A 24,368-nucleotide genomic window follows, 5' to 3' on the forward strand; every position below is an offset into this window, starting at 1 on the left:
ACCGCTACAGTTTACCCAGTCCCTCGAGGTAGCGATCGATCTCCGCGAGGTCCACCTTCGGGCTGCTGACTGGCCGACTGGCGGGGGTGGAAAGTGGGGGGGTGGTGGCAGCGGAGCCGCCCTGCAATCCCAGGTTGTCCGCGACCCGCTGGATGAGCGGCTGGCCGATCGTCTGCTCGCGGAGCAGGAAGGCCTCGAAGAGGGCGTTGTCGCAGATGCTGTTGATGACGCGCGGGGTGCCACCCGAGCGCTGATGCACGGTGGCCAGCGCCTCGGCGGTGAAGGGCATGCGCGGGCAACCCGCCAGCCGCAGGCGGTGCTTGATGTAGGCCTCGGTGGACTCGGCGGTGAAGGGCTCGAGCTTGTAGCGCAGCGCCACGCGCTGGGCGAGCGGCGGATCCAGCTTGAGGTTCTTCTCGATCTCCGGCAGCCCGAAGAAGACGAAGGAGATGAGCTTGCGCTCGGGAACCTCCAGGTTGAGCAACCCCCGGAACTCCTCCATGAGCTCGCGCGTCTCGAGCATCTGGGCCTCGTCGATGAGGACGACGGCCTTCTTGCCGGACTCGTAGATTTGAAGCAGCCGCTGGTAGAGCTGCGACAGCAGGGCGAGCTTCTCCTGGGCGGGGTTCTCCACGCCCAGTTGCAGGGCGATGCGGCGCAGGAGCCAGTTGGCGGTGATGCCCGAGTGGATGATGACGAGCAGCGCGGCCTCGTACTCGGACTCGGGCAGCGAGTCGAGCATGCGGCGCGCCAGCGTCGTCTTGCCCGCCCCGATGTCACCCACCAGGATGGACAGGCCCTTCATGTAGCTCACCGCATGCATGAGCCGCGTGAGGGCCTGGGAGTGCTGGGCCGAGTTGTAATAGAAGCGGCTCACCGGAGCGTTGGAGAAGGCCTCCTGGGTGAGTTCGAAGTAGTCGAGGTAGGTGGTCATGGTCTCGGCGAACCTCGGACTGCGCTAGACGTAGCCGACCTTACGCGGTTTGGCGGCCGTGGGGGGAGCCGCCACGGGAGGCCGGGACCCCGTCCCCGCGGCCCCGCCGGGCCGGGAGGTGGCGGTGGGCAGCGGATCCGCCACCGGAGACGTGGTGGCGGACAGCCGCTCCACGTGGGCGGCGACGTCGCGGAACTTCGCGTCGAGCCCGGCGACCCGCTGGAAGTGGTAGAGCGCCTTGCCGGACTCGCCCACGGCGTCGTAGGCCATGGCCAGCTCGAAGCCGAGCGCCTTGGGGACCTCCCCGACGGCGTGCTCGGAGGCGAGCGCCTGCTTGAAGGTTCCCACCGCCGCGCGGGCATCGCCCTTCTGGAGCTGCAGCATGCCCGTCATGGTGAGGCAGTCCAGCTCGCGCTTCTTGCCCAGGCAGCCCTCGCGCGCCACGGCGAACTCGTGGAGCGCGTCGTCGATGAGTCCCATCTCCCGGTAGGCGATGCCCAGATCGTAGTGCGTGTCCACGTCCTCGGGCTTGACCACCTTGGCGAGGCCCTTCTTGAACTCGGCGAACACCTCCTCCACCGAGTACTGGAAGTCCTCCTCCACGGGAGGCGCGGCCTGCTCGAGGCCCAGGTCGCCGAACTCGCCGGCCAGCTCCGACGCCAGCACGAACGCATCGCGCTCCGCCGGGGACTCGCCCAGGGCGGGCACCACGGGCACGGCCAACTCGGTGGCGGCATCCTCGGCCTCCGCGGCCTCCGGAGTCTCACCCGACTCGAGCGCCTCGAGTCGGGCCATCAACTCGCTCGCGCGCGCATGGCCCGGGAAGGCGATCATCACCGTCTCGAGGATTTCCCGCGCCTCCTCGTAGATGCCCTGGTCGAGGAAGAAGCTGGCCTCGTCGCACTCCTCGCCACCGGGCTCTTCCTCGGGCGCCTCGACCACGGGCGCGGGCCTGGCGGCCGGCGGAGGAGACTTGGCGGCCACGGCGGGCTTGGCGGCGGGCGCGGCGGGCTTCGCGGTGGGAGCAGCGGGCCTGGCGGCGGGCGCGGCGGGCTTGGCGGCGGGCGGAGCCTTGGCGACGGGCGCGGGCGCCTGGACGGGGGCCCGGGGCGCCACGACGACGGGAACGGGCTCCGGCTCCAGCTCGGGCTCCTCGAGCTCGTAGGCGCCGAGCGCGGGCGAGTCCGCCGGCGTGCCCTCGTCGTCCATGACGGGAGCGGCGAACGGATCCGGCTCGGAGCCGGTGGAATCCAGCTCCAGCGAGTACTCGCGCGCCGGCTCTTCCTCGTCGGTCTCCTCGCCCGTCAGCGGCTCGTCCTCGAACGACGCCTCCAGGGGCTCATCCAGGGCGGCCGTGCCGACATAGGCGACCGTGGTCGCCTCGGGCTCTTCTTCCGCGCCGAGCAGGGGCTCGTCCTCCGCCTGCTCATCCGCGAGCACCACGCCCTCCTCCTCGGAGTCCGAGGGGAGGCTGAACTCGCCGGAGACGATCTGCGCGTCCTCGTCGTGCTCGTCGCTCGCGGAGACGAGGGCCATCTCGTCATCCATGGGCTGCGCGAGGGCATCCGCGGGAGCGTCGGCCACGACGATCTCATCGTCGTTGGAGTCGACGAGGATGGCGTCCTCGGCCACCGACTCCACGGAGGAGCCCGCGCTGGCCACCGCGTCATCCGTCTGCAGCACGGACAGGAAGGCGGGGACCTCGGGGTGGCCGGGGTTCTGCTGGAGGATGGTGGCCAGGTAGGGCTGGGCGCGCTGCACCTCGGAGCGGCGCGTGCACAGGCGCAGCACGTTGAGCAGCTGCTCGCTGGCCTGGGCCACGTTCCCCGAGGCGACGTAGATGTGGTACGCCTTCTCGTGCGCGTCGAGGTTCTCGGGGTCCACCGCGAAGATCTTCCGCAGGTGATCGAGCGCTTTGTCGTGCAGGCCGTACTTGACGTAGACCTCGGTCTCCGTGAGCAGCTTGGAGAACTGATCCTTGCCCGAGGAGGCCGGAGCGGCGGTGGCGGGAGTGGCGGCGGGAGCCGCTGGCGCCGGGGTGCTCGGAGGAGGCGAGGCCGGAGCGGGAGACTCCGCGGGCGTGGCCGCCACGGCTTCCATGGAGCGCGAGGGCCGGGAAACAGGCGCGGCGGCGGCCGGGGACACGGCGGCCATCGAGCGCGAGGGCCGGAAGGGAGGCTCGGCGGAGGACGCCGCGGGAGCCTCGGCCTGGTAGGCCTGGAGATCCGCGTCGGTCGGATCCAGCTCCGCGATGCGATCCCAGATGTCGCGGGCGTCCTGGGCGCGCGAGCGCTCCTGATAGACCTTGGCCAGCTCCTTGTAGACGGAGATGGTCTTGGCGGTCTGGCCGAGCCCCTGGAACGCCTGGCCCAGCATGCTCAGCGTCTCGACGTCCCGCCCGTCGGCCTTGAAGCACACCTGGAGCCGGGCGAGCGCGCGCTTCTGGTCTCCGCGCGCGAGGTACTGCTGGGCCAGATCCTTGGCCAGCGCGACGTTTTCCGGCTCCAGCGAGGCCAGGCGCTCGGCCACGCGGAACCAGTCATCCATCCGGTTGTTGCGCTTGAGGTACTCGGCGGCCTTCTTGAACTCCTGGGCGGCCTCGCGCGCCATGTTCTCGCGCGCGTACAGCTCGGCGAGCTTGATCTTCGACGCCACGTTCTCGGGGTCGAGATCCACCATCTTCTTGAGCGTATCCAGGGAGTTCTTGACGTCGCCGGCCTTGTCGTAGTGGTTGGCGACGATCTGGAAATACGCCATGGCCTCGGACATCAGGCCGAGCTGCTGATGGAGCTCCGCGAGCTTGAGGTTGACGTCCAGCAGGTTGGGGTTGAGCTTGAGGACCTGCTTGTAGAGCGCGACGGCCTTGAGGAAGAAGCCATCGGCCGAGTAACCCTCGGCGACCTTGGTGAAGTAGAAGGCCGCCTGGACGTTGTCGTTCTTCTTCTGGAACAGCTCCCCCATCTTCTGCAGGACGCGGCCGTCCTTGGGGTCTGAATCCAGGACCTTCTGGTATTCCTTGATGGCCTTGTCGTAGGCGCCCTTCGCGACGAGCTTGGCGGCGGCTTCGATGATCTTGTTCTTGTCCATCGAGCGTGGGCTTCCTGCCGAGCGAACCCCCTGGAAAACCTGGGGTTTCTGCTTCCTTCAAGGAGACTGCGAGGGAGGTGGGAGGCTAGCGGAATCATCCCTCGGGGGTCAAGGAATCCACCGGGTTGGCCCCTCTGTCGGATCAGGAGCCTGGGTGACGAGCAGACAGGCAGCCGTCAGGGCGTCTCCTCGATGGCCTTGCGCAGGCGCTTGGTGCCCGTCTCGGAGGCGAGCAGGCGTTCCACGAAGCGGGTGTCGTAGTTGCCCTCGATGAAGGACTCCTCGGCCAGGGCCGCCCGGTGGAAGGGGATGTTGGTGCGGATGCCCTGCACCACGTACTCGCCCAGGGCGCGCTGCATGCGGCGGATGGCGGTGGGCCGGTCCTCGGCGAAGACGATGAGCTTGGCCAGCAGGCTGTCGTAGTACGGCAGCACGGTGTAGTTCTCGTAGGCGCTCGAGTCCACGCGCACGCCATAGCCACCGGGCGCGCTGTAGGCGGTGATCTTCCCGGGCCAGGGCGCGAAGGTGACGGGGTCCTCCGCGTTGACGCGGCACTCGATGGCGTGGCCGCGCATCTGGATGTCCTCCTGCTTGCGCTGCAGCGGCTGGCCGGAGGACAGCTTGATCTGCTCGCGCACCAGGTCGATGCCCGTGACGAGCTCCGTCACCGGGTGCTCCACCTGGATGCGGGTGTTCATCTCCATGAAGTAGAACCGCCCGTTCTCGTCGAGCAGGTACTCGATGGTGCCCACGTTGTTGTAGCCGAGCTTCTCCATGGCGCGCACGGAGACCTCGCCCATCTGCTGGCGCAGCTCGGGGGTGAGCGCCACCGAGGGGCTCTCCTCGATGAGCTTCTGGTGGCGCCGCTGCACCGAGCACTCGCGCTCGCCCAGGTGGATGACGCGCCCATGCTCGTCCGCCACGATCTGGATCTCGATGTGGCGCGGCCGCTCGACGTAGCGCTCGATGTAGAGATCGCCATTGCCGAAGGAGGCCACGGCCTCGGCGGCCGCCGTGGCGAACGCCTGCGGCAGCGCGCCCGGCTCGCGCACGATCTTCATGCCCTTGCCGCCACCACCCGCCGCCGCCTTGAGGATGACCGGAAAGCCGATCTCCCGCGCGAAGACCTCCGCCTCGCGCGCGTCCTTGAGCGCGGTGGGGCTGCCGGGCAGCAGGGGCAGGTTCGCCTCACGCGCCGCCTGACGGGCACGCACCTTGTTGCCCATGAGCCGGATCATCTCCGGCCGCGGCCCGATGAAGTGGATCTTGCAGTCCTGACACACCTTGGCGAACTCGGCGTTCTCCGACAGGAAGCCGTAGCCCGGGTGGATGGCGTCCGCGCGGGTGATCTCCGCCGCGGACAGGAGCTGGGGGATGTTGAGATAGCTCTCCTTGGACGCGGGCGGGCCGATACACACCGACTCGTCGGCGAAACGCACATGGAGGGCGTTGGCGTCCGCCGTGGAGTGCACCGCCACGGTGGCGATGCCCAGCTCCCGGCAGGCACGAATGACGCGCAGGGCGATCTCCCCGCGGTTGGCGATCAGCACCTTCTTGAACACGATGTCGTGCCTCCGCGGGGCGCGAGGAGCGCCCGCGTATGTCAGACCGGCTCGATGCGGAACAGCGTCTGGCCGAACTCGACCGGTTGCCCGTTCTCCACGAGGATTTCCGCCACGCGACCCGCCACGTCGGCCTCAATCTCGTTCATCAACTTCATGGCCTCGATGATGCAAAGCACCTGGCCCTTCTTCACCACCGAGCCCACCTCCACGAAGCTGGGCTGGTCCGGGGCCGGCGTCCGGTAGAACGTCCCCACGAAGGGGCTGGTGACGGCATGGCCGGACTTCTCCGCTGCGGGGGCGGCAGCGGCGGCGGGAGCCGGCACGGGCGCGGCGGGCGCGACGGCCGGGGCGCGGCGGCCACCAGGGGGGCGGGCGTCACCGAGGGGGTGATGGGCGCCGCGTGCACGATGGTCGGCGAGGGCACGTGGCCCCGGCGGATGAGCAGGCGCTCATCGCCCCGCTGCCAGTCGAGCCGCGTTACCTCCGAGGCCTCGAGGATCTCGACGATCTGCCGCAGGGACTCCACGTCCAGGGAGGTGCTGTTGCCCTCCACGCGGATGCCCTCGGTCCGCGCGCCGGACGCGGACTCGGTTCGGACTGCCTTGCGCTTGCTTGCCACGGTTGCGTCCCCTCCCTGGGCCCCGATGAACCGACTAACCCGCGGTGGCCACGCGCGTGAGGTACTTGCCACCCTCGCGCGTGTCGATCTTGAGGACGTCGCCCTCGTTGATGAACAGCGGCACGTTGACGACGAAGCCCGTCTCCAGCGTGGCCGGCTTCAAGGCGCCGGACACGGTGTCGCCACGCACGCCCGGATCGCACTTGGTGACCTTCAAGTCCACCGAGTTCGGCAGCGTCACGGCGATGGCCTTGCCGTTCCAGAAGAGCACGTCGGCGTCGATGTTCTCCTTCAGGAAGTTCTTCGCGTCGCCGAGCACCTTCTCGCTGAGGAAGGTCTGCTCGAAGTTGCGCTTGTCCATGAAGTAGTAGTCGCCGTCCTGCACGTACAGGAACTGCATCGCCTTCTCTTCGATGTCCGGCACGCCCACCTTGTCACCAGACTTCATCGTGGGCTCCAGCACGCGCCCGGACAGCAGGCTGCGGATCTTGGTGCGCACGAAGGCCGAGCCCTTGCCGGGCTTGACGTGCTGGAAGTACTCGATCACGAACGGCTCACCGTCGATCTCGATCTTCAGGCCATTGCGGAATTCGGATGTATCGATGACACCGGCCATGGGGACAGCTCCTTCGGACGACTCGCGAAAAGTCCGGGGTGTCTAGCCGATGGTGACGCGGCTTGCAAAGTGGAAAGGCGCGGCGCATCGCGCCGTCCGCCCGCCAGCCTACAACTCGGCGCGGATCTTGGGCGCGGTGAGCCGCAGGACGTAGCGGCCCTTGCCGTAGTTGCCATCCGCCCGGAGGGCGAGCACCAGGAAGTACTCGGGTGACACCAGGCGCATGAGCGTCAGCACCCTCTCGCTGTTGATGCTGACCTCCTGCACCTCGCCCGTCTTGAGCGCCTCGGCGGCCTGCCGGAGCTGACCGAGCAGGTTGGCGTACTCGATCCACGCCCCGTTGAGCTCCAGCTCGAGCGCCTCCTCGTTCTGGTGGGTGTCCACGGCGATGCCGTCGAACCCCATCACGCTGCAGGCCAGCGCCCCATCTACCTGATTGACCACGGACTCGAGGTGCGTGCGGAAGGACATGGCAGCTGGCTTCTAGGCGGCTGGGAGTGGTGGGTCAAGGAGTGGTGGGAGCGAAAGTGGGAGGCGGGCAAGCGGTCCGCACGTCCTGTCCAAAACTGCAGATGCCCGCAGTGACCGGATTCGATGAACAATCGAGGCTACGGAACACCCTCACGGGGAAGGAGAACTCGTTGCTCTCCGCGTTGCTGGTGGAGCCCACACGGCCCCGGGCTTTGATGTAGACGATGACGCTTACCCCAGGCTCCCCCGGGGTCGCCGTGAGCAACTTCTCAAGTGCCAGGGGGCCAAAGGCGTTCACGGGCACGTAGCTGCTGTCACCGGTGGTGCCCGCCGGGATGACGGCGTTCGTGGCAGCGCGATCCTCATCGGGAAGGCCGAGCTCCGGGGACGACTCATAGCGGTAGACGAACTCGGTCAGGGTGATGCTCTCCCCCCCCACGAGCGTCGGTGTGTCTCCGACGAGGATGGTGCGGGCAGCGGGAATGGTGCTCCGCACCCTCACGGCCATCACGTAGTTGTCTCCACCCGCCACGTCGAGAGAACCCTGGCTGATGAACTTGGAGGTATCCGGCTCACACGCCCCCCCTGGAGAGCCCGCCAGCGCCAGGACATTGGAAAACAGCACGGGCGCATCTTCTTGCGAGGAGGCGCAACCCGACTGCGCCACCGCCAGCGCCGCAACCATCATCAATCGCTTCATGGACATCGGCTCCATTCGACGGCTCGAGTAAATACCGGCTAGAGGCTCTGCGCGATCGTCTGCCGGTTGAGGATGCGCGGCGTGATGAAGATGAGCAGTTCCTGCCGGTTGTCGCTCTCCGCGTGCCGCTTGAACAGCAGGCCCAGGATGGGAATCTTCGACAGGAAGGGCACCGAGGCGGTCGTCGTGCTGCCGCGGCGCACGTAGATGCCACCGATGACGGTGGTGTCACCGTCCTTCACCAGCACCTGGGTATTGGCCTCCTTGCGCTGGATGGCGGGCTGACCGTTGGAACCGGTGTTGGCCGGGTCCGGCTGGTTGTTCTGGGCGTTGATGGTCATCAGGATGCTGCCATCCTGGGTGATGTGGGGCGTCACCTCGAGCGACAGGCGCGCCTCGACGAAGGTGGTGTTGGCGCCCGCCGAGGACACCTGGCTGAAGGGCAGCGACACGCCCTGGCTGATGCGGGCGGTGTTGTTGTCCAGGGTCGTCACCTTGGGCGAGGAGATGGTCTTCAGCGTACCCTCGAGTTCCGCCGCCGACAGGCGCAGGTTGAGGGCGAGCGCACCACCCGCCGAACCGAAGACGAAGCTCATGGCACCACCCGTTCCCACGTCCGCGGCCGCCGGCAGGTTGACGGCGAAGTTGGGGATGGGGGGAAGGCCCGGTGCCGTTCCCGTCACACCACCGGTCGCCACCGCCGTGCTGGGGAAGATCAGACCGGTGGCATTACCCACGGACCGCGAGGCGATGGCCTGGCCACCCCACTGCACACCCAGTTCCCGGCTGAACGTGGTGTTGGCTTCCACGATACGGCTCTCGATGAGCACCTGGGGCGTCTGGGTGTCCAGGTTGCGCACGAGGGCGCGCGCCTTCTCGATGTTGGCGCGCACATCCTTCGTGATGAGCACGTTGGTGCGCGTGTCCACCGTCACCGTGCCCCGCTCGCTCAGCACGTCCTTGACCCGGGCGGCCATTTCGCTGGCGGTGGCGTAGTTGACCGGGATGAGGTTCACCACCAGGTCCTCCAGGGCGATGAGCGACTTCTTGCGCTCCTGGCGCAGCTTGCTCTCCTCTTCCAGCGTCTTGAGCGGAGCCACGCGCAGGATGTTGCCGAGGTCCTCCTTGCCCAGCGACTTGGTGCGCAGGACGATGTCGAGCGCCTGATCCCACGGCACGTTGCGCAGGCGCAGGCTCAGCTTGCCCGTCACGTCATCGGAGACGACGATGTTCTTCTTGGCGAGCTCCGCGATGATGCGCAGCAGGTTCTGGATGTCGATGTCCTTGAACTCGAAGGACACCTTCTTGCCGCGGTAGCGGGCCTGCTGCGGCGCGCCCTCGGCGGCGTAGGTGGGCGCCTCGGCGGTGAAGCCAGCGGTGCGCTGGGTGACGGTCACCTGCTCCGTCTTCACGCCATTGACGCTCAGCCGCCACGACAGACCGCCCGACACCTGGCTCACGTTCTCCTCGATGGCGCCATCGGCGGCCACCACCAGGCGCACCCGGTTGCCCTCACCCGGCACCGAGAAGGCGCTGATCATCTTCACCGGCGTGTCCAGCTCGCTGGTGTCCAGGCTGCGCTCCAGCCGCCGCGGCAGCCGGGCATTCTCCAGCGTCAGCACCGCGCTGCGCGGATCCGGCCGTTCCACCTTCCACGCCACCGCGCCCGACAGCTTCAGGTTCACCCGGCCGCCGGACTCGTTCTCGTCGAAGGACAGCTCCTTCACGTCGACGGCGGGCAGGCGCGCGTCCACGGGGGTGGTGCGCAGGGGCTCGCTCTCGGCCACCATCTTCTCCGGCGTGCTGGCCGGAGCGTTGGACTGACGGGCCAGCTTTCCACCGAACACCACGGCCAGACCGCGGCCCGAGCGCTCCACGTGATAGGCGGGCATGGTGTTGCGCACGTCCAGCACCAGACGAACCTTGTCCGAGTGGGCACCCACCCGCAGGTCCTTCACCGCCCCGGAGTTCACGCGCGGAGCCCGCGCCGCCAGGCCCACGCCATACACGTCCACCGCGAGCCGGGGAGGATCCGCCAGCTCCAGTACCTCGTAGCGGGCGACCTCGCCGTCCGCGCGGATGTTCAGCGTGTCGCGGGCGAAGGAGAGCCCGGTGATGCGACGGGCCGGATGCGCCACCTCGCGCTCGTCCGCCTCGGCCGCCACCACGTTCTCCGGCAGCGCGGCGGCCTTGTCCTGGCTCACCTCCGCGACGGGCCGGGGAGAAGCGGCCCGGGTCTCCGCGGGCCCGGCGCTGGCCACGGGGGCCGGCTCGGGCTTCACCTCGGGCGCGGGCGTCTTCACCTCGGGCGCGGGCGTCTTCACCTCGGGAGCGGCGGCCACGGGCGCGGGCGCCTGGGTGCCCTCCACGGAGATGACGACCCGGTTGCCATCCGCGCGCACGTCATATTGAGCCGCCTGCTGCAGGGCCACCAGGAGCCGGCCCACGCTGGCGCGCTCGTCGGAGAACTGGGAGGCCACCACGCCCACCACCGGACCCTGCCCGTTGTGGTGGCCCTTGATGCCCGTGGCGTCCGCCGACGACAGGTCCACCACCAGGCGCTCGGGTCCACTGAGCCGGAAGACCGTGAAGGTGGGCGCCCGTGTGCCCGTGACGACCACCTGGGCGCCCGCTCCCGTCTGCACGACCTTCAGGTCCCGCAACGTATTGAGTTCGGCGGCCTGGGAGTCCAGGCCCAGGGTGGCGACCACCAGGGCCACCACCACGCTCACCAACTTGCCCCTCGTCACAACGCTCTCCTCGAGCATGCTTCCCCTCAACAAGTTGCACTGTGCCATTGGGCGCCAGGATTGCTCGGCTCCAAGACACCGGGACGCTACGGCTCCCAGTTCTTGCCTGTCATCATGTTGTAGGCAGGATCCATCTTGTCATCCTGCTTCAGCCCCAGCTTCACTGGGTTGTAGACCACCCGCTCCGGCGTGGTGATGGTCTCGGTGACGACCACCTCATCCCGGAGGATCTGCGTGACCTTGCCACCCGAGCGGCCCACCCGGCTGTTGCGGCGCACGATGTGACCGCGCCCCATCGGGTCCTCCACCATGGCCATCGGGTTGGCATCCCCCGACACCACGGCCACCAGCTTGAGCTGGTCGATGTCCCACTGACAGAGCGCCTCGGTGCAGGCCGTCAGCAGCTGCGCGCCCACGGGCGTGTCAGCGGCCTTGATGTCCTCGACGGGGCTGCGGAACGGATCGCGCTTGCCCACCGGGTTGTAGTTGTAGACATACAACGGAGCGGCCACCGCGGGCTCCGCGGGTTTCTCCGGGGCGGGCTCTTCCTGAGCCGCCGGCCTGGCCGCTACTGGCGGGGGCGGCGGCTCTTCCTCGCCGCAACCCACCAGGGAGAGGGCCAGCGCCCCCGAAATGAACATGGAGTGGAACGTCTTCATCCTCTGGACCCCTTGTCGCCCCAATTCCAGGACCGATCAAGTTTCTGCGACGACATTGGTTTTCGGTGGGCCTCGCCTATTTGACGAAGCGGAAGGTCGTGGCCATGAACGAACTGCTGAGCACCACCTTTTCGTTCTTCACCCGGGCGCCCTCGAGCTTGATGTTGTTGACGTTCACGATGCGCCGCATGTTCGACACCTCCTGCAGGAACATGGCGATCTCGTGGTAGTTGCCACTCACCACCATGCGCACGGGGATGCGCGAGAAGAACTCGTCGCCCACCACCGACTCGGGACCCGGCTCCACGCGGGAAATCTCCAGCCCCGACTTCTTGCCGATGTCGTTGAGCTGCGCGAGCAGCTCCTCGACGTCCTTGTTCTGGGGCAGCTCGGTGAGCGCCTCGGCGAGCTTCTGCTCCAGCACGTCCATCTCACGCCGACGCTCGTTGAGGTTCTGGGCGATCTCGCTCTTCTCCGCCAGATCCAGATCCAGCTTGCGCTGCTGCGCGCGCAACGAGACCGACTCGTTCTCCAACGGCTCGATGACGAGGAAATAGTTGGCGGCGGTCATGAGGACCACCAGTGCCGCCAGGCCACCGAACTTCGCCGCGGGCGGCGCCTTCACGATCCTGTCGAGATACTTGTCCATCGCGATGCGTCCCTTCAGATGGCGTAGTTGGAGGAGAGGGAGATGTCGAATTCCACCGTCGACACATCACCCGGCTTGGAGTTCTGGTTCTGCTGCTGGGTGCTCCTGAGGTCCACGTTGGTGAAGAAGGGCTTGATGTCCCCCACCGGGAACTCCTCGATGGAGACCTCGGCCGACAGCAGCTCGACACGCGAGGTCTTCGCATCGCGGCGCTGCTCCACCAGGCGGCCAATGCCCTTGGGCGTCCACACCATGCCGTTGAGGTTGCGCATCAGCTCGGCCACGTCGTCATGGCTGACGGCGGAGCCGAGCAGGCTCACCGCGCCTCGCTCCTCGTTGAAGCTCTTGATCCAGGCCTTCTTCGGGATGGAATTGGCCAGCGCGTCCAGCATCCGCACGGGACCGGAGCGGCCGCGACGCAGCTCGTCCAGCACCGCGAGCTTCTTCTCCACCTCGGCCTTGCGAGCATTGATGTGCTGCACCTCGCCGATCGTCTTCTCCAGGTCGGCGATGCGCTTGCGGGTCTGCGCGAGACCTTCCCTCTGCTTGACCACGACGCCTTCACGGTCGGAGTACCAGAAGAAGTTGCCCGCGCCCGCGCCCAGCAGGACGAGCGCGAAGAGGGCCAGGATCTGCCGGCCCGCCTCCTGCTTGACTTTCTTGCGGACGGGCAAAAGGTTGATGCGGATCATCATGTGAGTCGGTCCTTCGGAAAGGGAGGGAGATCAGGCCAGCTTGTCGCCAGGACGCCGGAGAGCCAGACCCACGGCCACCGCGGCCATCGGCGCCACCTCCATGATGAAGGCGGGGTCGAACTTGCGGTTGTCCACGTCGATCTTCCGGAAGGGATTGAGGATCTCCACGGGCACGCCCACGCGCGTCTCGATCGTCTTGAACAGGGCCGGAATCTTGGCGGTTCCGCCCGACAGGTAGACCTTGGTGAAGTTGGCGTCCACGGCGGTGCCCGCGTAGAAGTCCAGCGAGCGCTGGATCTCACCGGCCACCTGCTCCGCCACGCTCAGGAGCACGCGCTCGACCTCCTGGGGGACGACCGCGTCCGCGTCGCTGCGGGTGCCGCCGATCTTCAGCGTCTCCGCCTCCTCGTAGGAGACGTTGAGCTGCTTCTGGATCTCCTCGGTGAACTGGTTGCCCCCGATGGTCACGTCGCGGGTGAACACCGTGATGCCGTTGGAGATGATGTTGATGTTCACCACCGAGGCGCCCGCGTTGATGAGCACCACGGTCTCCTTGTCGGGGATGTCGTAGTTGGCGGCGAACATGTTCTGGACGGCGAAGGCGTCCACGTCCACCACCACCGGCAGGAGCCCGGACTCGGACACCACCGTGGTGTAGTCGTTGATCATGTCCTTCTTGGCCGCCACGAGCAGCACGTCCATCTGACCGGTGGCGTCATTGCCCCCCGCGTCGAGGATCTGCGTGTCGATGTTCACGTCCTTGACGTCGAAGGGGATGTACTGCTCGGCCTCCCACTGGATGCTCTCCTCGAGCTCTTCCTGGCTCATGCGGGGCATCTGGATCTTCTTGATGATGACCGAGTGGCCCGACACGCCGATGGCGACGTCCTTGCTCTTGATCTTCAGCTCGGTGAGCAGCTCCTGCAGCGCCTGGACGATGGCGGTGGAGTTCATGAGGGCGCCATCCACGATGGCCTCGGGAGGCAGCGGCTTCATTCCGAAGCTCTGCAGCGCGTAGCTCACCTGGCCACGCTTGCGCTGCTCCTTGAGGAGGATCATCTTCACCGAGGTCGATCCGATATCCAGACCGAGAGCCAGCTTTCCCTTCGCCATACAGTCGTCGCTCCGTGGAGGGGCCGCCAGGGTAGCATCGGCTGGCAAGCCCTCCTAAAAAGTGCTTCGTGACAGCCCGCCCAGCAGGCGGCCACCCTGTCCCCCGAAGTCCCACGGCGGTGCACCCACGCCGCTCTGCGAGGGCCGATTTTCCGGCCTGGGGCGCGTTTCGTCAAATCCCACCGGCCGCCGCCTCCTCCCTCTTGGGGCGGGCTGTCGACCACATGGGAGCCCGGGGTGCGCGGCGATACCGCGCTCCTTGCTTTTCTACAGCGGGGCGCGACGGCTCCCGCACCTCAGCGCACGCCGGTCACCAACACGTTCATGGGAACCGGCAGGATCGCGCTGAGCCAGGGACCCAGCAGCATCACCTCGAGTGCCGCGATCGACAGCCAGGGGCCAAAGGGAAGGTTGGTGGGGCCCGGCACCCAGTCGTCCTCCTCGTCTTCCCCCATTTCTCCCTCTTCACCCTTTTCTCCCTCTTCACCCTTTTCTCCCTCGACCACCCCCTCCGCCCCCCGGGCCGGTTGCGCCATCGCCCCCTCGGGGTGGGCTTCCCCCTCGGGCGGCGGCGCGGAAGCCGCGTCGGATGCCTCCGGGGAAGGAGCGTCGGTATCAGGGGAAGCGGGCGTGGGCGGCGATTCGTCGGGCGCGGGAGCGGGTCCCGCCCGGCCATGGAGGAGCAACATCACCGAGCCCACCACGGCCCCTTGAAGCGACGAGAGGAAGATGATGCCGAGCAGCGGCTTCCAGGTGAGGAAGGCGCCGATGAGCGCGAGCAGATCCTTGTCCCCCGCCCCCAGCGCCTCCTTCTTGAAGATCTTCTCTCCCAGCCACTCCATCGCCCAGAAGACGAAGAAGCCCACCAACGCGCCGAGGATGGAGTCGCGCAGCCGCACCAGCCCCATGGGAGCCGACAGCACCACGCCCGCGGCGATGCCCGGCCAGGTCAGCTCGTGCGGGAGGATCCAATGCTCCAGATCGATGAAGGACAGCGGCACCAGCACCAACACCAGCACCAGCGCGGAGACGAGCTCCGGGGTCCAGCCGAAGCGGCGCTGGCAGGCGAAGAAGAGCGCCCCGGTGAGCAGCTCGATCAAAGGATAGCGCCAGGAGATGGGCTGGCCGCACGAGCGGCAGCGCCCGCGCAGCACGAGCCAGGAGAGCACCGGCACGTTGTCGAACCAGGCCAGGGTGTGGCCACACTTGGGACAGCGCGAGCGGGGCCGCACGATGCTCTCACCCGTGGGAACGCGGGCGATCACGACATTCAAGAAACTACCGAAGACCAGGCCCAGGACGACCACCCACGCCACGGCCATGCCTTCCACCCACTGAGGAGTCACTGTGATCGCGTCCCTTCTTGTCGCGCCAACACCCCGAGCCCCACAGCATAGGACCCGGGCGATGCCCGGGGGCAGACGATTCCTGTCACCCCAGTGACAAAAATGGGCACCCGTTTTCCAGCTTCCGCCTTCCGTTGTCCGCTCATGCGCCTGGGGAGCGGCCTCGGCCCGCGTGTTTTGACGCTGGCATTGATCATGCTATCCATTCTCGACGGCTTCGGCCGTCATCCCCCCTGCCGTTCCGAGAAAGAAACCCCATGAACCGTCTCTTCGTTCGCAAGAACCGCGGCTTCACGCTCATCGAGCTCATGATCGTGGTGGCCATCATCGGCATCCTCGCCGCCATCGCCATCCCGAACTTCATCAAGTTCCAGGCCCGCTCCAAGCAGGGTGAGGCCAAGGCCAACCTGAAGGCCTGGTTCACCTCGCAGCGCGCCTACCTGCAGGAGAAGGACAAGTACTCGGAGAACGTGCAGACGGTGGGCTTCTCGCCCGAGCGTGGCAACCGCTACGCCTACTACTTCGCGACGGCCAACACCTGCATCCTCCGTGAGCAGAAGGGCGTGACCGACACCAAGGGCGCCAACTGCATCACCGTGGACAGCGCGAAGTTCGCGGGCTCGGCCACGCCCAAGTACGCCGCCCCGCAGAGCCCGGGTTACACGGGCGCGGGCGCGGACCCGGGCATGCCCGGCCTCGCCGGCTGCGCCACCGGCATCGGCTGCAACATCTCCGGTCTGGCCGCCGGTAACGTCGACAACGACTCCGTGGGCATCGACACCTGGTGGATCTCGACCAAGGACACCACCACCATCACCGCGGCCTGCGGCAACGACGAGGTGGTGACCGTCGCCGGTGCCCCCTTCCTCTCCTACAACGACGTCGACTGCGACACCTGATGCTCGTCCGAGCACGGGACTGACCCAGCTCGGCCAGTCCTGACAGTGCCAAGGACATCTGGACACCCTCCAGATGTCCTTTCTATTTTGCGTCCCTCACCATGAAGTCACGCCCCTTCCTTTTCCCTGTCGTGACGATCCTGTGCGGTCTGATCGCGCTCCTGCTGCTGGCGGATCCGCCGCGCAAGCCCCCGCGTGGTCCGCATCAGGAGGTCCTCCTGCCCCGGGAAGATGTGCTGCGCGTGGTGGGACGTGGCTACATCCAGCTGATCGCCGATTACCTCTGGATCCAGCTCGTCCAGACCGCGGGCCGAGCCCGCACGGCCGAGGAGTACCGCGACCTCTACCCCTACGCGGAACTCATCACCGATCTGGATCCCCATTTCGACATGGTCTACAGGTTCGCCGCAGGGGCGCTGCCCACCAACCTCGGACGCGAGACCTGGGTCAACACGGAGGAGTCCACCCGGCTGCTGCGCAAGGGCCTGCAACTCTTCCCCGATGATCTCAAGATGAACATGTTGCTCGCCTACAACCTGAGCACCTTCGAGAAGAACTATCGGGAAGCGGCCCAGGTGGCCGAGCGGGCCTCACGGCTGCCGGGCGCGCCCCCCTACCTTTCCCAGCTGGCCACGCGGCTGTACGCCCAGTCGGGCTCGGTGGATGCCGGTCTCGCGCTGGCCCAGTCCCTGTTGGACTCGGCCGAGGACGAAGCCACGCGGCAGTTGTTCGAACAACGCATCCGGGACCTGGAAATGGAAGCGGAGCTGCAGCGCGTGGATGCCGCCATCGAGCGCTTCCGCGAGACATTCGGCACGACTCCTCCGGACGTGGACACCCTGTCCTGGCTGGGCTTCCTGTCCGAGCCCCCACAGGACCCCCAGGGAGGTGGCTTCTTCATCGGTTCCGACGGGCGCGCCTACTCGACAACCCAACAGCGACGCTTGGAGATCTTCACCCCCTTCAACCGAGGCCGCGGTTGAGCAGCGCGCGCGGAGCCCTGATGTCCATGGATGCGCCCATCCCCATCGAAATCCGAGAGTTGTCCAAGACGTACCGGCTCGGCTTCTTCATGAACCGGCAGGTCCGTGCCCTGCAGTCGCTCGACCTGAAGATCCTGCCCGGCCAGGTGTATGGCCTGCTCGGTCCCAACGGAGCCGGCAAGTCCACCACCATCAAGATCCTGCTGAACCTGGTGCAGGCCACCAGTGGAGAAGCACGGCTCTTCGGCCTGCCGCCCCGGGACCGGGAGGCCCGCCGCCGCGTGGGCTACGTGCCCGAGAACCCCGCGCCCTACGAGTACCTCACCGGCCGCGAGTTCGTCACGCTGGCGGGCCGGCTGACGGGAATGAGCGGCAAGGAGCTGGACTCCCGGGTCGAGCAGGTGCTGGGCATGGTGCAGATGACCCGCGCCGCCTCCCTGCAGATCCGCCGCTACAGCAAGGGCATGGTGCAGCGCGTGGCGCTGGCCCAGGCCCTGGTGTCCAAGCCCTCGCTGCTCATCCTGGATGAGCCCACCTCGGGATTGGATCCCGTGGGCCGCCGGCAGATCCGCGACCTCATCCTCGAGGAGCGCCACCGGGGCACGACGGTGCTCTTCTGCACGCACATCATCCCGGACGTGGAGACGCTCTGCGACCGCGTGGCCGTGCTGGTCGGAGGCCGGCGCGTGCGCGAGGGCAGTGTGTCCGAGCTGGTGAGCGCACAGGCCACGCACATGGAGATCACGGTGGAGGGAGTGCCGCTCGAGCGCATCCAGACGCTGGGCTTCGAGCTGGAGCGGGCCCAGACCCTGGAGCAGCGAGTGCTCCTGCGCGTGCGCGACGTGGACAGCCAGCCCCTGCTCAAGCGGCTGCTCGAGCTCAATGGGCGAATCACCCAGCTACAACCCACCCGGTTCTCGTTGGAGGACCTGTTCCTGCGCGCCCTCGAGGAGGCACGCCAGGGCCCCGTGGGAGGAGAGATTTCATGATGGGTCCGTTCATCGCCCTCACGCTCAATGGCTTCCGGGAAGCCCGGCGCAACCGCGTCACGCTGCTCGTGGCCCTCTTCGCGCTGAGTCTGCTGCTGTCCTCCTCGCTCGTGGTGGAGGTCACCGTCGGGGTGTTCGATCGGGTCCTCACCGACATGGGCCTGGGCTCGATGAGCCTGATGCTGGTGCTGCTCACCATCTTCCTGTCCAGTGGGCTCATCTCGCGGGAAATCGAGCGGCGCACCATCTTCCTCATGGTGTCCAAGCCCCTGTCGCGAGGCGCCTTCCTGGTGGGCCGGCTGTTCGGCAACATGCTCACCGTGACGGTGCTGCTGCTGGCCATGGCCGCGCTCTTCTTCCTGCTGATGGTCTTCTACGCCGTCCCCATCACCCCCGCGCACATGGCGGCGGTGGGAATGCTGTGGTTCGAGCTCTGGGTGCTCAGCGGCGTGGGCTTCCTGATGTCCAGCTTCTCCCACCACCAGACGGTGTCCGCCTTCGTCACCGTGAGCATCTACGCCGCGGGAAACCTGTCCTCGGACATCTACTCCCTGGCGCGCAAGTCCAAGAGCGACGCCCTCCAGGCGCTGGGCGAAGCCGTGTACTACGTGCTGCCCAACCTCTCCCGCTTCAACTACCGGCCCCAGGCGTCGTACGCCACCGCCATCTCCTCCTCCCAGTTGCTGTCCGACATGGCCTATGGCGCGGCCTATACCGCCGTGCTGGTGTCGCTGGCCGTGCTGCTCTTCAACCGGCGCGACTTCCGCTGACACGCCCTCCGAGCCCTCCGGGGGGCGTGCCCGCCACGGACGAGCTCAGGCCTCGTCCTCCCGATCCGACAGCCCGTGCTTGGCCAGACGGTAGCGGAAGGAGCGGAACGTCAAGCCGAGCAGGTCCGCCGCCCGCGTCTTCACCCCACCCGCCTGCGCCAGGGCGGCCACCAGGTAGTGCCGCTCGGCCTCATCGAGGTGACGCTCCAGGGAGAAACCCGCCCCGAGCGCCACCTCGGGCGTGGCGGTGGCCGCGGGCTGCACGGGCTCACCCCGGAGCGAGGGCGGCAGCGAGGCCAACGTCAGCACGTCCCCATCCGCCAGCGTCGCCGCGCGCTCGACGACGTTCTCCAGCTGGCGCACGTTGCCCGGAAACGCATAGGCGGACAGCACCGCCAGGGCCTCGGGAGAGAAGCGCAGGCCCGGCCGCTCCAGCTCCTGACGCTGCCGGGCGAGGAAGTGCTCCGCCAGCGGCGCGATGTCCTCGGGCCGCTCGCGCAACGGTGGCAGCTCCAGGGTGATGACGTTGAGCCGGTAGAAGAGATCCTCCCGGAAGCGGCCCGCCTTCACCTCGGCGTCCAGCCGCCGGTTGGTGGCCGCCAGGATGCGCGCCTGGAAGGGAATCTCCGCCGAGCTGCCCACCGGCTTGACCTTGCGCTCCTGCAGCACGCGCAAGAGCTTCACCTGGGTGGCCAGGGGCACCTCGCCAATCTCATCGAGGAACACCGTCCCCTCGCCCGCGTGCACCAGCAGGCCGGGACGGTCCTGCGTGGCCCCGGTGAAGGCCCCCTTCACGTGGCCGAACAGCTCGCTCTCCAGCACGCCCTCGTTGAGCGCCGCGCAGTTGATGGGCAGGAAGGGCTGCCCCGCCCGAGGGCTCTTGAGGTGCAGCGCCTTGGCGATGAGCTCCTTGCCCGTCCCGCTCTCGCCATGGATGAGCACGGTGGAGCGCGTGGGCGCCACCTTGTCCACCATGCTCCACACCGCGCGCATCCGCTCGCCGCGGCCCACCGCCATCACTCCCACGCCGGGCACCAGGTGCTCGCGCAGCGAGACGTTCTCCTGGCGCAGCGTGCGCTTCTCCAGCGCCTTCTGCACCAGCAGCAGCAGCTCCTCGTTGTCGAAGGGCTTGCCGATGTAGTCGTACGCGCCCTCGCGCATGGCCTCCACCGCCGAGGCCGCGGTGCCAAAGGCGGTGATGACGATGACCTCGGGGGCGTCGCTCTGCGCCCGCGCGGCCCGCAGCACGTCCATGCCGCTCTGCGTGGCCCCCAGCTTCATGTCGGTGATGACCAGATCCACCAGGGTGGACTCCAACACCTCGCGCGCCGCCCGCACGCCCTCCACGCACGTCACCCGGTAGCCCGAGCGCAACAGCAGCACCTCCAGCACCACGCGCATCGACCGCTCATCGTCCACCACCAGGATGTGCACGGCGCCGAACCCTCCTTCCCCGTCAGTCCCGCATGGGCAATTGGATGAGGAACCCAGTGCCCTCCTGGGGGGAGGAGGACACGCGGATGTTGCCACCATGTGAGCGCACGATGGAATGCGCCGTGGACAACCCCAGGCCGGTGCCGCCCTGCCGGGTGCTGAAAAAAGGCTCGAAAATGCGCGAGAGGTGTGCCGGGGGAATGCGGCCCCCCGAGTCCCAGATGAGCAGCTCCGCCCAGGAGTCCTCGGGCCGCAGCGTCACGCGCACCACTCCCCCCTCCTCCGCCGCCTGGAAGGCATTGCGCAGCAGGTTGATGAGCACCTGCCGGAGCTGATCCGCGTCCACGAGAATGCGCAGGGGAAGCAGCGCCGTCTCCACGCGCACCTGACGGGCGAGCGGATCCGCGCGCAGCATGTCCACCGTCTCCGCCACCAACGCTCCCAGGTCCACCTCCTGCTTGAGTGGAGGCGGAGGGCGGGCGAAGCGCAGGAAGTCCTCCACCAGATGGGAGAGCCGATCCGATTCGCGCAGGAGCACGTCCACGAGCCTCGCCGACAGCGGATCCCCGGAGGACTCCTGCACGAGCAACTGGGCCGAGCCGCGCATGGCGGCCAGGGGATTGCGGATTTCGTGCGCGAGCTGGGCGGCCAGGGTGCCCAGCGCGGCCAGCCTGTCGGCGCGCCGCAGATCCTCCTCGGTACGGCGCAGCTCGGTCAGATCCTGGAAGACGATGAGCATGCCCTCGCTCCCGGTGTCACCCAGGCCCGTCACCGTCAACCCAAGCGTGCGCGCGCCCTCGCGCGTCTGCACGGACAGCTCCCGGCGGCGCACGTGGGCTTCCATTCCGAGCGCCCCCGGCAGGAGCGACTCCACGGGCAGGCCCGCCACCACCGCCGCCGCGTCCAGCCCCAGGATGGCGCTGGCGGCACGGTTGACGAAGGTGACGCGGCCCTCCGCGTCACACGTGATGAGGCCCGAGGGCATGCAGGTGAGGATCTGCTGCTGCAGGGTGCCCAGCTTCTTGAGGTCCGCCTCGCGCGCGGACAGCCGCCCACCCGTGGCCGAGAGCTGACGCGACAGATAGCCCGCGAGCACCGCGATGAGCACGAGCGCGAGCAGGTTGCTGCCGATGAGGAAGGCGACCCGCTGCAGGCTCAAATCCCCCCCTCCCGTGGGAGACACCAGCCAGCGCGACCGTACCGCCACCAGCAGCAACGAATAGGTGAGCGCGCTGGCGAGCGCGGCCAGGAGCGCGCCGCGGCCATCCAGCAGGATGCTCGCGCCGATGACGGCCAGCAGGTACAGGAAGGTGAAGGGACTGTCTCCCACGCCGGTGAGGAAGACGAGCACCGAGGCGATGAGCAGGTCGCCCACCACCTGTACCACCGCCGCCAGACGGTCCGCCCAGCCCCCTCGGAGCATGAGGCCGTAGACGAGCGTGAAGAGGTAGACGAGCCCGATGACCGCGAAGGACAGCATGTCGCCGTGGCTGGGCTCCTGCACGGGCTGCAGGAACACGCGGGCCGCGAAGGCCACGAGCGACAGACTGACGGCCACCGTGCGGAACACGGTGAGCCACGTCAGCCGGTTGCGCAGCGTGTGCGGCTGCGGCGAACCGGCCAACGACGAACGGCCGCTGTTACTTGACGGCACCGGCGATGGAGAAGATGGGCAGGTACATGGCGATGAGGAAGCCACCGACCACGCCACCCAGGAACACCATCATCAACGGTTCGATCATCGCCGTGAGGCCCGCGACCGCCGTGTCCACCTCGTCGTCGTAGAAGTCGGCGATCTTGTTGAGCATGGTGTCCATGGCGCCCGTGGCCTCACCCACGCCGATCATCTGCACCACCATGGGCGGGAACACCTTCGTCTCCAGGAGCGGTCCCGCGATGTTCTTGCCCTCGGCGATCTTCCCGCGCACGAAGAAGATGGCCTCTTCCACGGACCGGTTACCGGCCGTCTTGGCGGTGACGTCCAGCGCATCCAGGATGGGCACACCCGAGGAGATCATCGTGCCCAGCGTGCGGGTGAAGCGCGCCACCGCCACCTTGCGGATGACGGGCCCGAAGATGGGGGCCATCAGGAACGCCCTGTCCAGCAGACGCCGCCCCTGGGGGTTGCGGTAGACGTAGCCGAAGATGACCGAGAAGGCGGCCAGGCCGGCGAACACCCAGAGCAGGTAGTTCTGGCACCACTCGGACAGGTCCACCACGAACTGGGTGGGCGCGGGCAGCGCCTGACCGAAGTCCGCGAACATCTTCGCGAACACCGGCGTCACCTTGAGCATCAGCACCGCCGTCACCGCGATGGCCACCAACACGACGATGACCGGGTAGGTCATCGCGCTCTTGACCTTGCGCTTGAGCTTCTCGTTCTTCTCGCGGTAGTTGGCGAGCCGGTTGAGGATGTTGTCGAGGATACCGCCCACCTCGCCCGCGGCGCACAGCTGCACGAAGAGTTCGTCGAAGACCTTGGGGTGGTCCGCCAGGGCGTCGGCGAAGGTGGAGCCCTGCTCCACCTTGTTCTTGATGGCGAACACGACCTTGCGGAAGGCCGGGTTGTCCATCTGCGTGCCGAGGATGTCGAGGCACTGCACGAGCGGCAGGCCGGCGTCGATCATCGTGGCGAACTGACGGGTGAAGATGAGGATGTCCTTGCCCGTCACCGCCGAACCGATGGTCAGGTTCAGGTCGGAGTCGAGCAGGCCCTTGCGGCGCACCTTGACCGGATTGAGGCCGAGCGACTTCAGACGGGCATTGACGGCCTCGATGTCCGAGGCCTCCATCTCGCCCTTCTTGGTCTCGCCAGACTTGGTCTTGGCTTCCCAGAGGAACTGGGCCGTGTTCTTCGATTTTTGGGGAGTGGACTTGGTCGCCGTTGCAGCCATCAGGCCTCCGAGAGGGACAGCAGTCTATCCCACCGGTTGGAATTCACGAATTAGCGCCCCGCGGGACCGGCGGGCCGTTGACCAGGCATGCCAGCGGCGGTGCCGCCCGCGAGGATGTTGCGCAGCTCGTCCGGATCCGAGGAACGGCCGAATGCCTCGTCCTGGGTGATGAGGCGCCGCGCCAGCAGCGCCGCCAGGGCCTGGTTGAAGGTCTGCATGCCGTACTTGGCCTGGCCCACCTGCATCGACGAGTAGACCTGATGGATCTTGTCCTCGCGGATGAGGTTGCGGATGGCGGGGTTGGGAATCATGACCTCCAGCGCCAGCACGCGGCCCGGAGAGCCCGCCTTGGCGATGAGCGACTGACTCATCACTCCCTCCAGCACGAACGACAGCTGGGCGCGCACCTGGGGCTGCTGGTACGGCGGGAACACGTCCAGCACCCGGTTGATGGTCTGCACCGCGCTGTTGGTGTGCAGCGTGGCGTAGCAGGTGTGGCCCGTCTCGGCGATGACGAGCGCCGCCTCGATCGTCTCCAGGTCGCGCAGCTCGCCCACCAGCACCACGTCCGGATCCTGGCGCAGGATGTACTTGAGCGCCGTCTTGAAGCTGCGCGTGTCGGCGCCCACCTCGCGCTGGTTGACGAGGCAGTTCTTGTGCGGGTGCAGGTACTCGATCGGATCCTCGATCGTCATGATGTGCTCATGACGATCGGTGTTGATCTTGTCGACCATCGACGCGAGCGTCGTGGACTTGCCCGAGCCCGTGGGACCCGTCACCAGGATGAGGCCGCGCGGGCGCTTGACGAGCTCCCCCACCACCGGGGGCAGACCCAGCTCCTGGAAGGTGAGGATCTTGAAGGGAATGGTGCGGAACGCCCCCGCCACCGCGCCACGCTGCATGTAGACGTTGGCGCGGAAGCGCGACAGCCCCTTCACGCCGAAGGAGAGGTCCAGCTCGTTCTCCTCCTCGAACTTGTGCTTCTGGGCGTCGGTGAGGATGGAGTAGCAGAGCTGCTTGGTCTCCACCGGCGATAGCTGGGCCGTCTTGAGCGGCACCAGCTCGCCGTCCACGCGCAGCTGGGGCGGGGAGCCAGTGGTGATGTGGAGGTCGGAAGCACCCTTCTCGACCATCGCCTTGAGCAGCTGATGCAGATTCACGAAGACCGTCCTTCGGAGGTTTTGGGTAGGGGATG

Annotated in this window: 20 protein-coding genes and 1 pseudogene; 4 read left to right on the plus strand and 17 right to left on the minus strand. The window is 67.5% G+C overall.

Annotation, left to right across the window (positions count from 1 at the left end; genetic code table 11):
* Nucleotides 1-4: 4 nt before the first annotated feature.
* The 13 genes and pseudogenes from CYFUS_RS40605 to CYFUS_RS40665 form a co-directional block, all read right to left on the minus strand.
* Nucleotides 5-934: an ExeA family protein gene (locus CYFUS_RS40605; RefSeq protein ID WP_095990089.1), complete on the minus strand. Its 930-nt coding sequence runs from the start codon at nucleotides 932-934 to the stop codon at nucleotides 5-7.
* Nucleotides 935-958: 24 nt separating this feature from the next.
* A complete protein-coding gene (locus tag CYFUS_RS40610; RefSeq protein WP_095990090.1) occupies nucleotides 959-4,021 on the minus strand; it encodes a tetratricopeptide repeat protein in 3,063 nt (1,020 codons plus the stop codon).
* A gap of 176 nt (nucleotides 4,022-4,197) precedes the next feature.
* Complete coding sequence (gene accC / locus CYFUS_RS40615; RefSeq protein ID WP_095990091.1) at nucleotides 4,198-5,583, minus strand: acetyl-CoA carboxylase biotin carboxylase subunit; 1,386 nt, start codon at nucleotides 5,581-5,583, stop codon at nucleotides 4,198-4,200.
* A 41-nt stretch (nucleotides 5,584-5,624) separates the two neighbouring features.
* Nucleotides 5,625-6,205: pseudogene (accB, locus tag CYFUS_RS54720) on the minus strand (acetyl-CoA carboxylase biotin carboxyl carrier protein).
* A gap of 34 nt (nucleotides 6,206-6,239) precedes the next feature.
* Nucleotides 6,240-6,821, minus strand: a complete 582-nt coding sequence (gene efp / locus CYFUS_RS40625; RefSeq protein WP_095990092.1) for an elongation factor P — start codon at nucleotides 6,819-6,821, stop codon at nucleotides 6,240-6,242.
* A gap of 108 nt (nucleotides 6,822-6,929) precedes the next feature.
* Entirely contained in the window at nucleotides 6,930-7,292 is a 363-nt protein-coding gene (locus tag CYFUS_RS40630) for a roadblock/LC7 domain-containing protein (protein ID WP_071903507.1), read from the minus strand.
* Nucleotides 7,293-7,326: 34 nt separating this feature from the next.
* Entirely contained in the window at nucleotides 7,327-7,992 is a 666-nt protein-coding gene (locus CYFUS_RS40635; RefSeq protein ID WP_157758942.1) for a hypothetical protein, read from the minus strand.
* A gap of 38 nt (nucleotides 7,993-8,030) precedes the next feature.
* Nucleotides 8,031-10,760: a type IV pilus secretin PilQ gene (gene pilQ, locus CYFUS_RS40640; protein ID WP_095990094.1), complete on the minus strand. Its 2,730-nt coding sequence runs from the start codon at nucleotides 10,758-10,760 to the stop codon at nucleotides 8,031-8,033.
* A gap of 68 nt (nucleotides 10,761-10,828) precedes the next feature.
* A complete protein-coding gene (locus CYFUS_RS40645) occupies nucleotides 10,829-11,401 on the minus strand; it encodes a pilus assembly protein PilP (protein WP_095990095.1) in 573 nt (190 codons plus the stop codon).
* Between the two features lie 76 nt (nucleotides 11,402-11,477).
* Nucleotides 11,478-12,050 carry a type 4a pilus biogenesis protein PilO gene (locus CYFUS_RS40650; RefSeq protein WP_095990096.1) on the minus strand — a complete coding sequence of 191 codons (573 nt, stop codon included), beginning with the start codon at nucleotides 12,048-12,050 and terminating at the stop codon, nucleotides 11,478-11,480.
* A 14-nt stretch (nucleotides 12,051-12,064) separates the two neighbouring features.
* Nucleotides 12,065-12,745, minus strand: a complete 681-nt coding sequence (locus CYFUS_RS40655) for a PilN domain-containing protein (RefSeq protein ID WP_095990097.1) — start codon at nucleotides 12,743-12,745, stop codon at nucleotides 12,065-12,067.
* Nucleotides 12,746-12,775: 30 nt separating this feature from the next.
* Entirely contained in the window at nucleotides 12,776-13,858 is a 1,083-nt protein-coding gene (gene pilM, locus CYFUS_RS40660; RefSeq protein ID WP_002631849.1) for a type IV pilus assembly protein PilM, read from the minus strand.
* A 296-nt stretch (nucleotides 13,859-14,154) separates the two neighbouring features.
* A complete protein-coding gene (locus tag CYFUS_RS40665; protein WP_095990098.1) occupies nucleotides 14,155-15,180 on the minus strand; it encodes a prepilin peptidase in 1,026 nt (341 codons plus the stop codon).
* 281 nt (nucleotides 15,181-15,461) lie between these two features.
* Here CYFUS_RS40665 and CYFUS_RS40670 point away from each other — a divergent pair, with 281 nt between their 5' ends.
* The 4 genes from CYFUS_RS40670 to CYFUS_RS40685 all read left to right on the plus strand — a co-directional run bounded on the left by CYFUS_RS40670 (nucleotide 15,462) and on the right by CYFUS_RS40685 (nucleotide 18,845).
* Nucleotides 15,462-16,103: a prepilin-type N-terminal cleavage/methylation domain-containing protein gene (locus CYFUS_RS40670; RefSeq protein WP_095990099.1), complete on the plus strand. Its 642-nt coding sequence runs from the start codon at nucleotides 15,462-15,464 to the stop codon at nucleotides 16,101-16,103.
* Between the two features lie 101 nt (nucleotides 16,104-16,204).
* Nucleotides 16,205-17,086 (plus strand): hypothetical protein, encoded by an 882-nt coding sequence (locus CYFUS_RS40675; RefSeq protein WP_095990100.1) that lies wholly within the window; start codon nucleotides 16,205-16,207, stop codon nucleotides 17,084-17,086.
* Between the two features lie 20 nt (nucleotides 17,087-17,106).
* Entirely contained in the window at nucleotides 17,107-18,075 is a 969-nt protein-coding gene (locus tag CYFUS_RS40680) for an ABC transporter ATP-binding protein (protein ID WP_095992520.1), read from the plus strand.
* Nucleotides 18,072-18,845, plus strand: a complete 774-nt coding sequence (locus tag CYFUS_RS40685; RefSeq protein WP_198316312.1) for an ABC transporter permease — start codon at nucleotides 18,072-18,074, stop codon at nucleotides 18,843-18,845. Before CYFUS_RS40680 ends, CYFUS_RS40685 begins: the two co-directional genes overlap by 4 nt.
* A gap of 45 nt (nucleotides 18,846-18,890) precedes the next feature.
* On the opposite strand, the gene CYFUS_RS40690 is transcribed toward CYFUS_RS40685, so the two are convergent.
* From CYFUS_RS40690 to CYFUS_RS40705, 4 genes are read right to left on the minus strand one after another with little or no spacing between them, the layout of a single operon-like run.
* The gene (locus tag CYFUS_RS40690; RefSeq protein WP_095990101.1) at nucleotides 18,891-20,279 is read right to left on the minus strand and encodes a sigma-54-dependent transcriptional regulator; all 1,389 of its coding nucleotides are present in this window, start codon (nucleotides 20,277-20,279) and stop codon (nucleotides 18,891-18,893) included.
* 22 nt (nucleotides 20,280-20,301) lie between these two features.
* A complete protein-coding gene (locus CYFUS_RS40695; protein ID WP_232537092.1) occupies nucleotides 20,302-21,903 on the minus strand; it encodes a two-component system sensor histidine kinase NtrB in 1,602 nt (533 codons plus the stop codon).
* Between the two features lie 16 nt (nucleotides 21,904-21,919).
* Complete coding sequence (locus tag CYFUS_RS40700) at nucleotides 21,920-23,173, minus strand: type II secretion system F family protein (protein ID WP_095990102.1); 1,254 nt, start codon at nucleotides 23,171-23,173, stop codon at nucleotides 21,920-21,922.
* A gap of 50 nt (nucleotides 23,174-23,223) precedes the next feature.
* On the minus strand, nucleotides 23,224-24,333 hold the full coding sequence (locus tag CYFUS_RS40705; RefSeq protein WP_095990103.1) for a type IV pilus twitching motility protein PilT: 1,110 nt from the start codon (nucleotides 24,331-24,333) through the stop codon (nucleotides 23,224-23,226).
* Between the last annotated feature and the right edge of the window lie 35 nt (nucleotides 24,334-24,368).

The sequence above is a fragment of the Cystobacter fuscus genome, from assembly GCF_002305875.1.
Lineage (GTDB): Bacteria > Myxococcota > Myxococcia > Myxococcales > Myxococcaceae > Cystobacter > Cystobacter fuscus_A.

Excerpts from the sequence above, each read along its gene's own strand:
- CYFUS_RS40655 (WP_095990097.1), bottom strand. The coding sequence starts at position 12,745 with ATGATGATCCGCATCAACCTTTTGCCCGTCCGCAAGAAAGTCAAGCAG.
- CYFUS_RS40650 (WP_095990096.1), bottom strand. The coding sequence starts at position 12,050 with ATGGACAAGTATCTCGACAGGATCGTGAAGGCGCCGCCCGCGGCGAAG.
- pilM (WP_002631849.1), bottom strand. The coding sequence starts at position 13,858 with ATGGCGAAGGGAAAGCTGGCTCTCGGTCTGGATATCGGATCGACCTCG.
- CYFUS_RS40635 (WP_157758942.1), bottom strand. The coding sequence starts at position 7,992 with ATGAAGCGATTGATGATGGTTGCGGCGCTGGCGGTGGCGCAGTCGGGT.
- CYFUS_RS40670 (WP_095990099.1), top strand. The coding sequence starts at position 15,462 with ATGAACCGTCTCTTCGTTCGCAAGAACCGCGGCTTCACGCTCATCGAG.
- CYFUS_RS40700 (WP_095990102.1), bottom strand. The coding sequence starts at position 23,173 with ATGGCTGCAACGGCGACCAAGTCCACTCCCCAAAAATCGAAGAACACG.
- CYFUS_RS40605 (WP_095990089.1), bottom strand. The coding sequence starts at position 934 with ATGACCACCTACCTCGACTACTTCGAACTCACCCAGGAGGCCTTCTCC.
- CYFUS_RS40665 (WP_095990098.1), bottom strand. The coding sequence starts at position 15,180 with ATGGCCGTGGCGTGGGTGGTCGTCCTGGGCCTGGTCTTCGGTAGTTTC.
- CYFUS_RS40680 (WP_095992520.1), top strand. The coding sequence starts at position 17,107 with ATGTCCATGGATGCGCCCATCCCCATCGAAATCCGAGAGTTGTCCAAG.
- CYFUS_RS40630 (WP_071903507.1), bottom strand. The coding sequence starts at position 7,292 with ATGTCCTTCCGCACGCACCTCGAGTCCGTGGTCAATCAGGTAGATGGG.
- efp (WP_095990092.1), bottom strand. The coding sequence starts at position 6,821 with ATGGCCGGTGTCATCGATACATCCGAATTCCGCAATGGCCTGAAGATC.
- pilQ (WP_095990094.1), bottom strand. The coding sequence starts at position 10,760 with ATGCTCGAGGAGAGCGTTGTGACGAGGGGCAAGTTGGTGAGCGTGGTG.
- CYFUS_RS40675 (WP_095990100.1), top strand. The coding sequence starts at position 16,205 with ATGAAGTCACGCCCCTTCCTTTTCCCTGTCGTGACGATCCTGTGCGGT.
- CYFUS_RS40610 (WP_095990090.1), bottom strand. The coding sequence starts at position 4,021 with ATGGACAAGAACAAGATCATCGAAGCCGCCGCCAAGCTCGTCGCGAAG.
- CYFUS_RS40685 (WP_198316312.1), top strand. The coding sequence starts at position 18,072 with ATGATGGGTCCGTTCATCGCCCTCACGCTCAATGGCTTCCGGGAAGCC.
- CYFUS_RS40645 (WP_095990095.1), bottom strand. The coding sequence starts at position 11,401 with ATGAAGACGTTCCACTCCATGTTCATTTCGGGGGCGCTGGCCCTCTCC.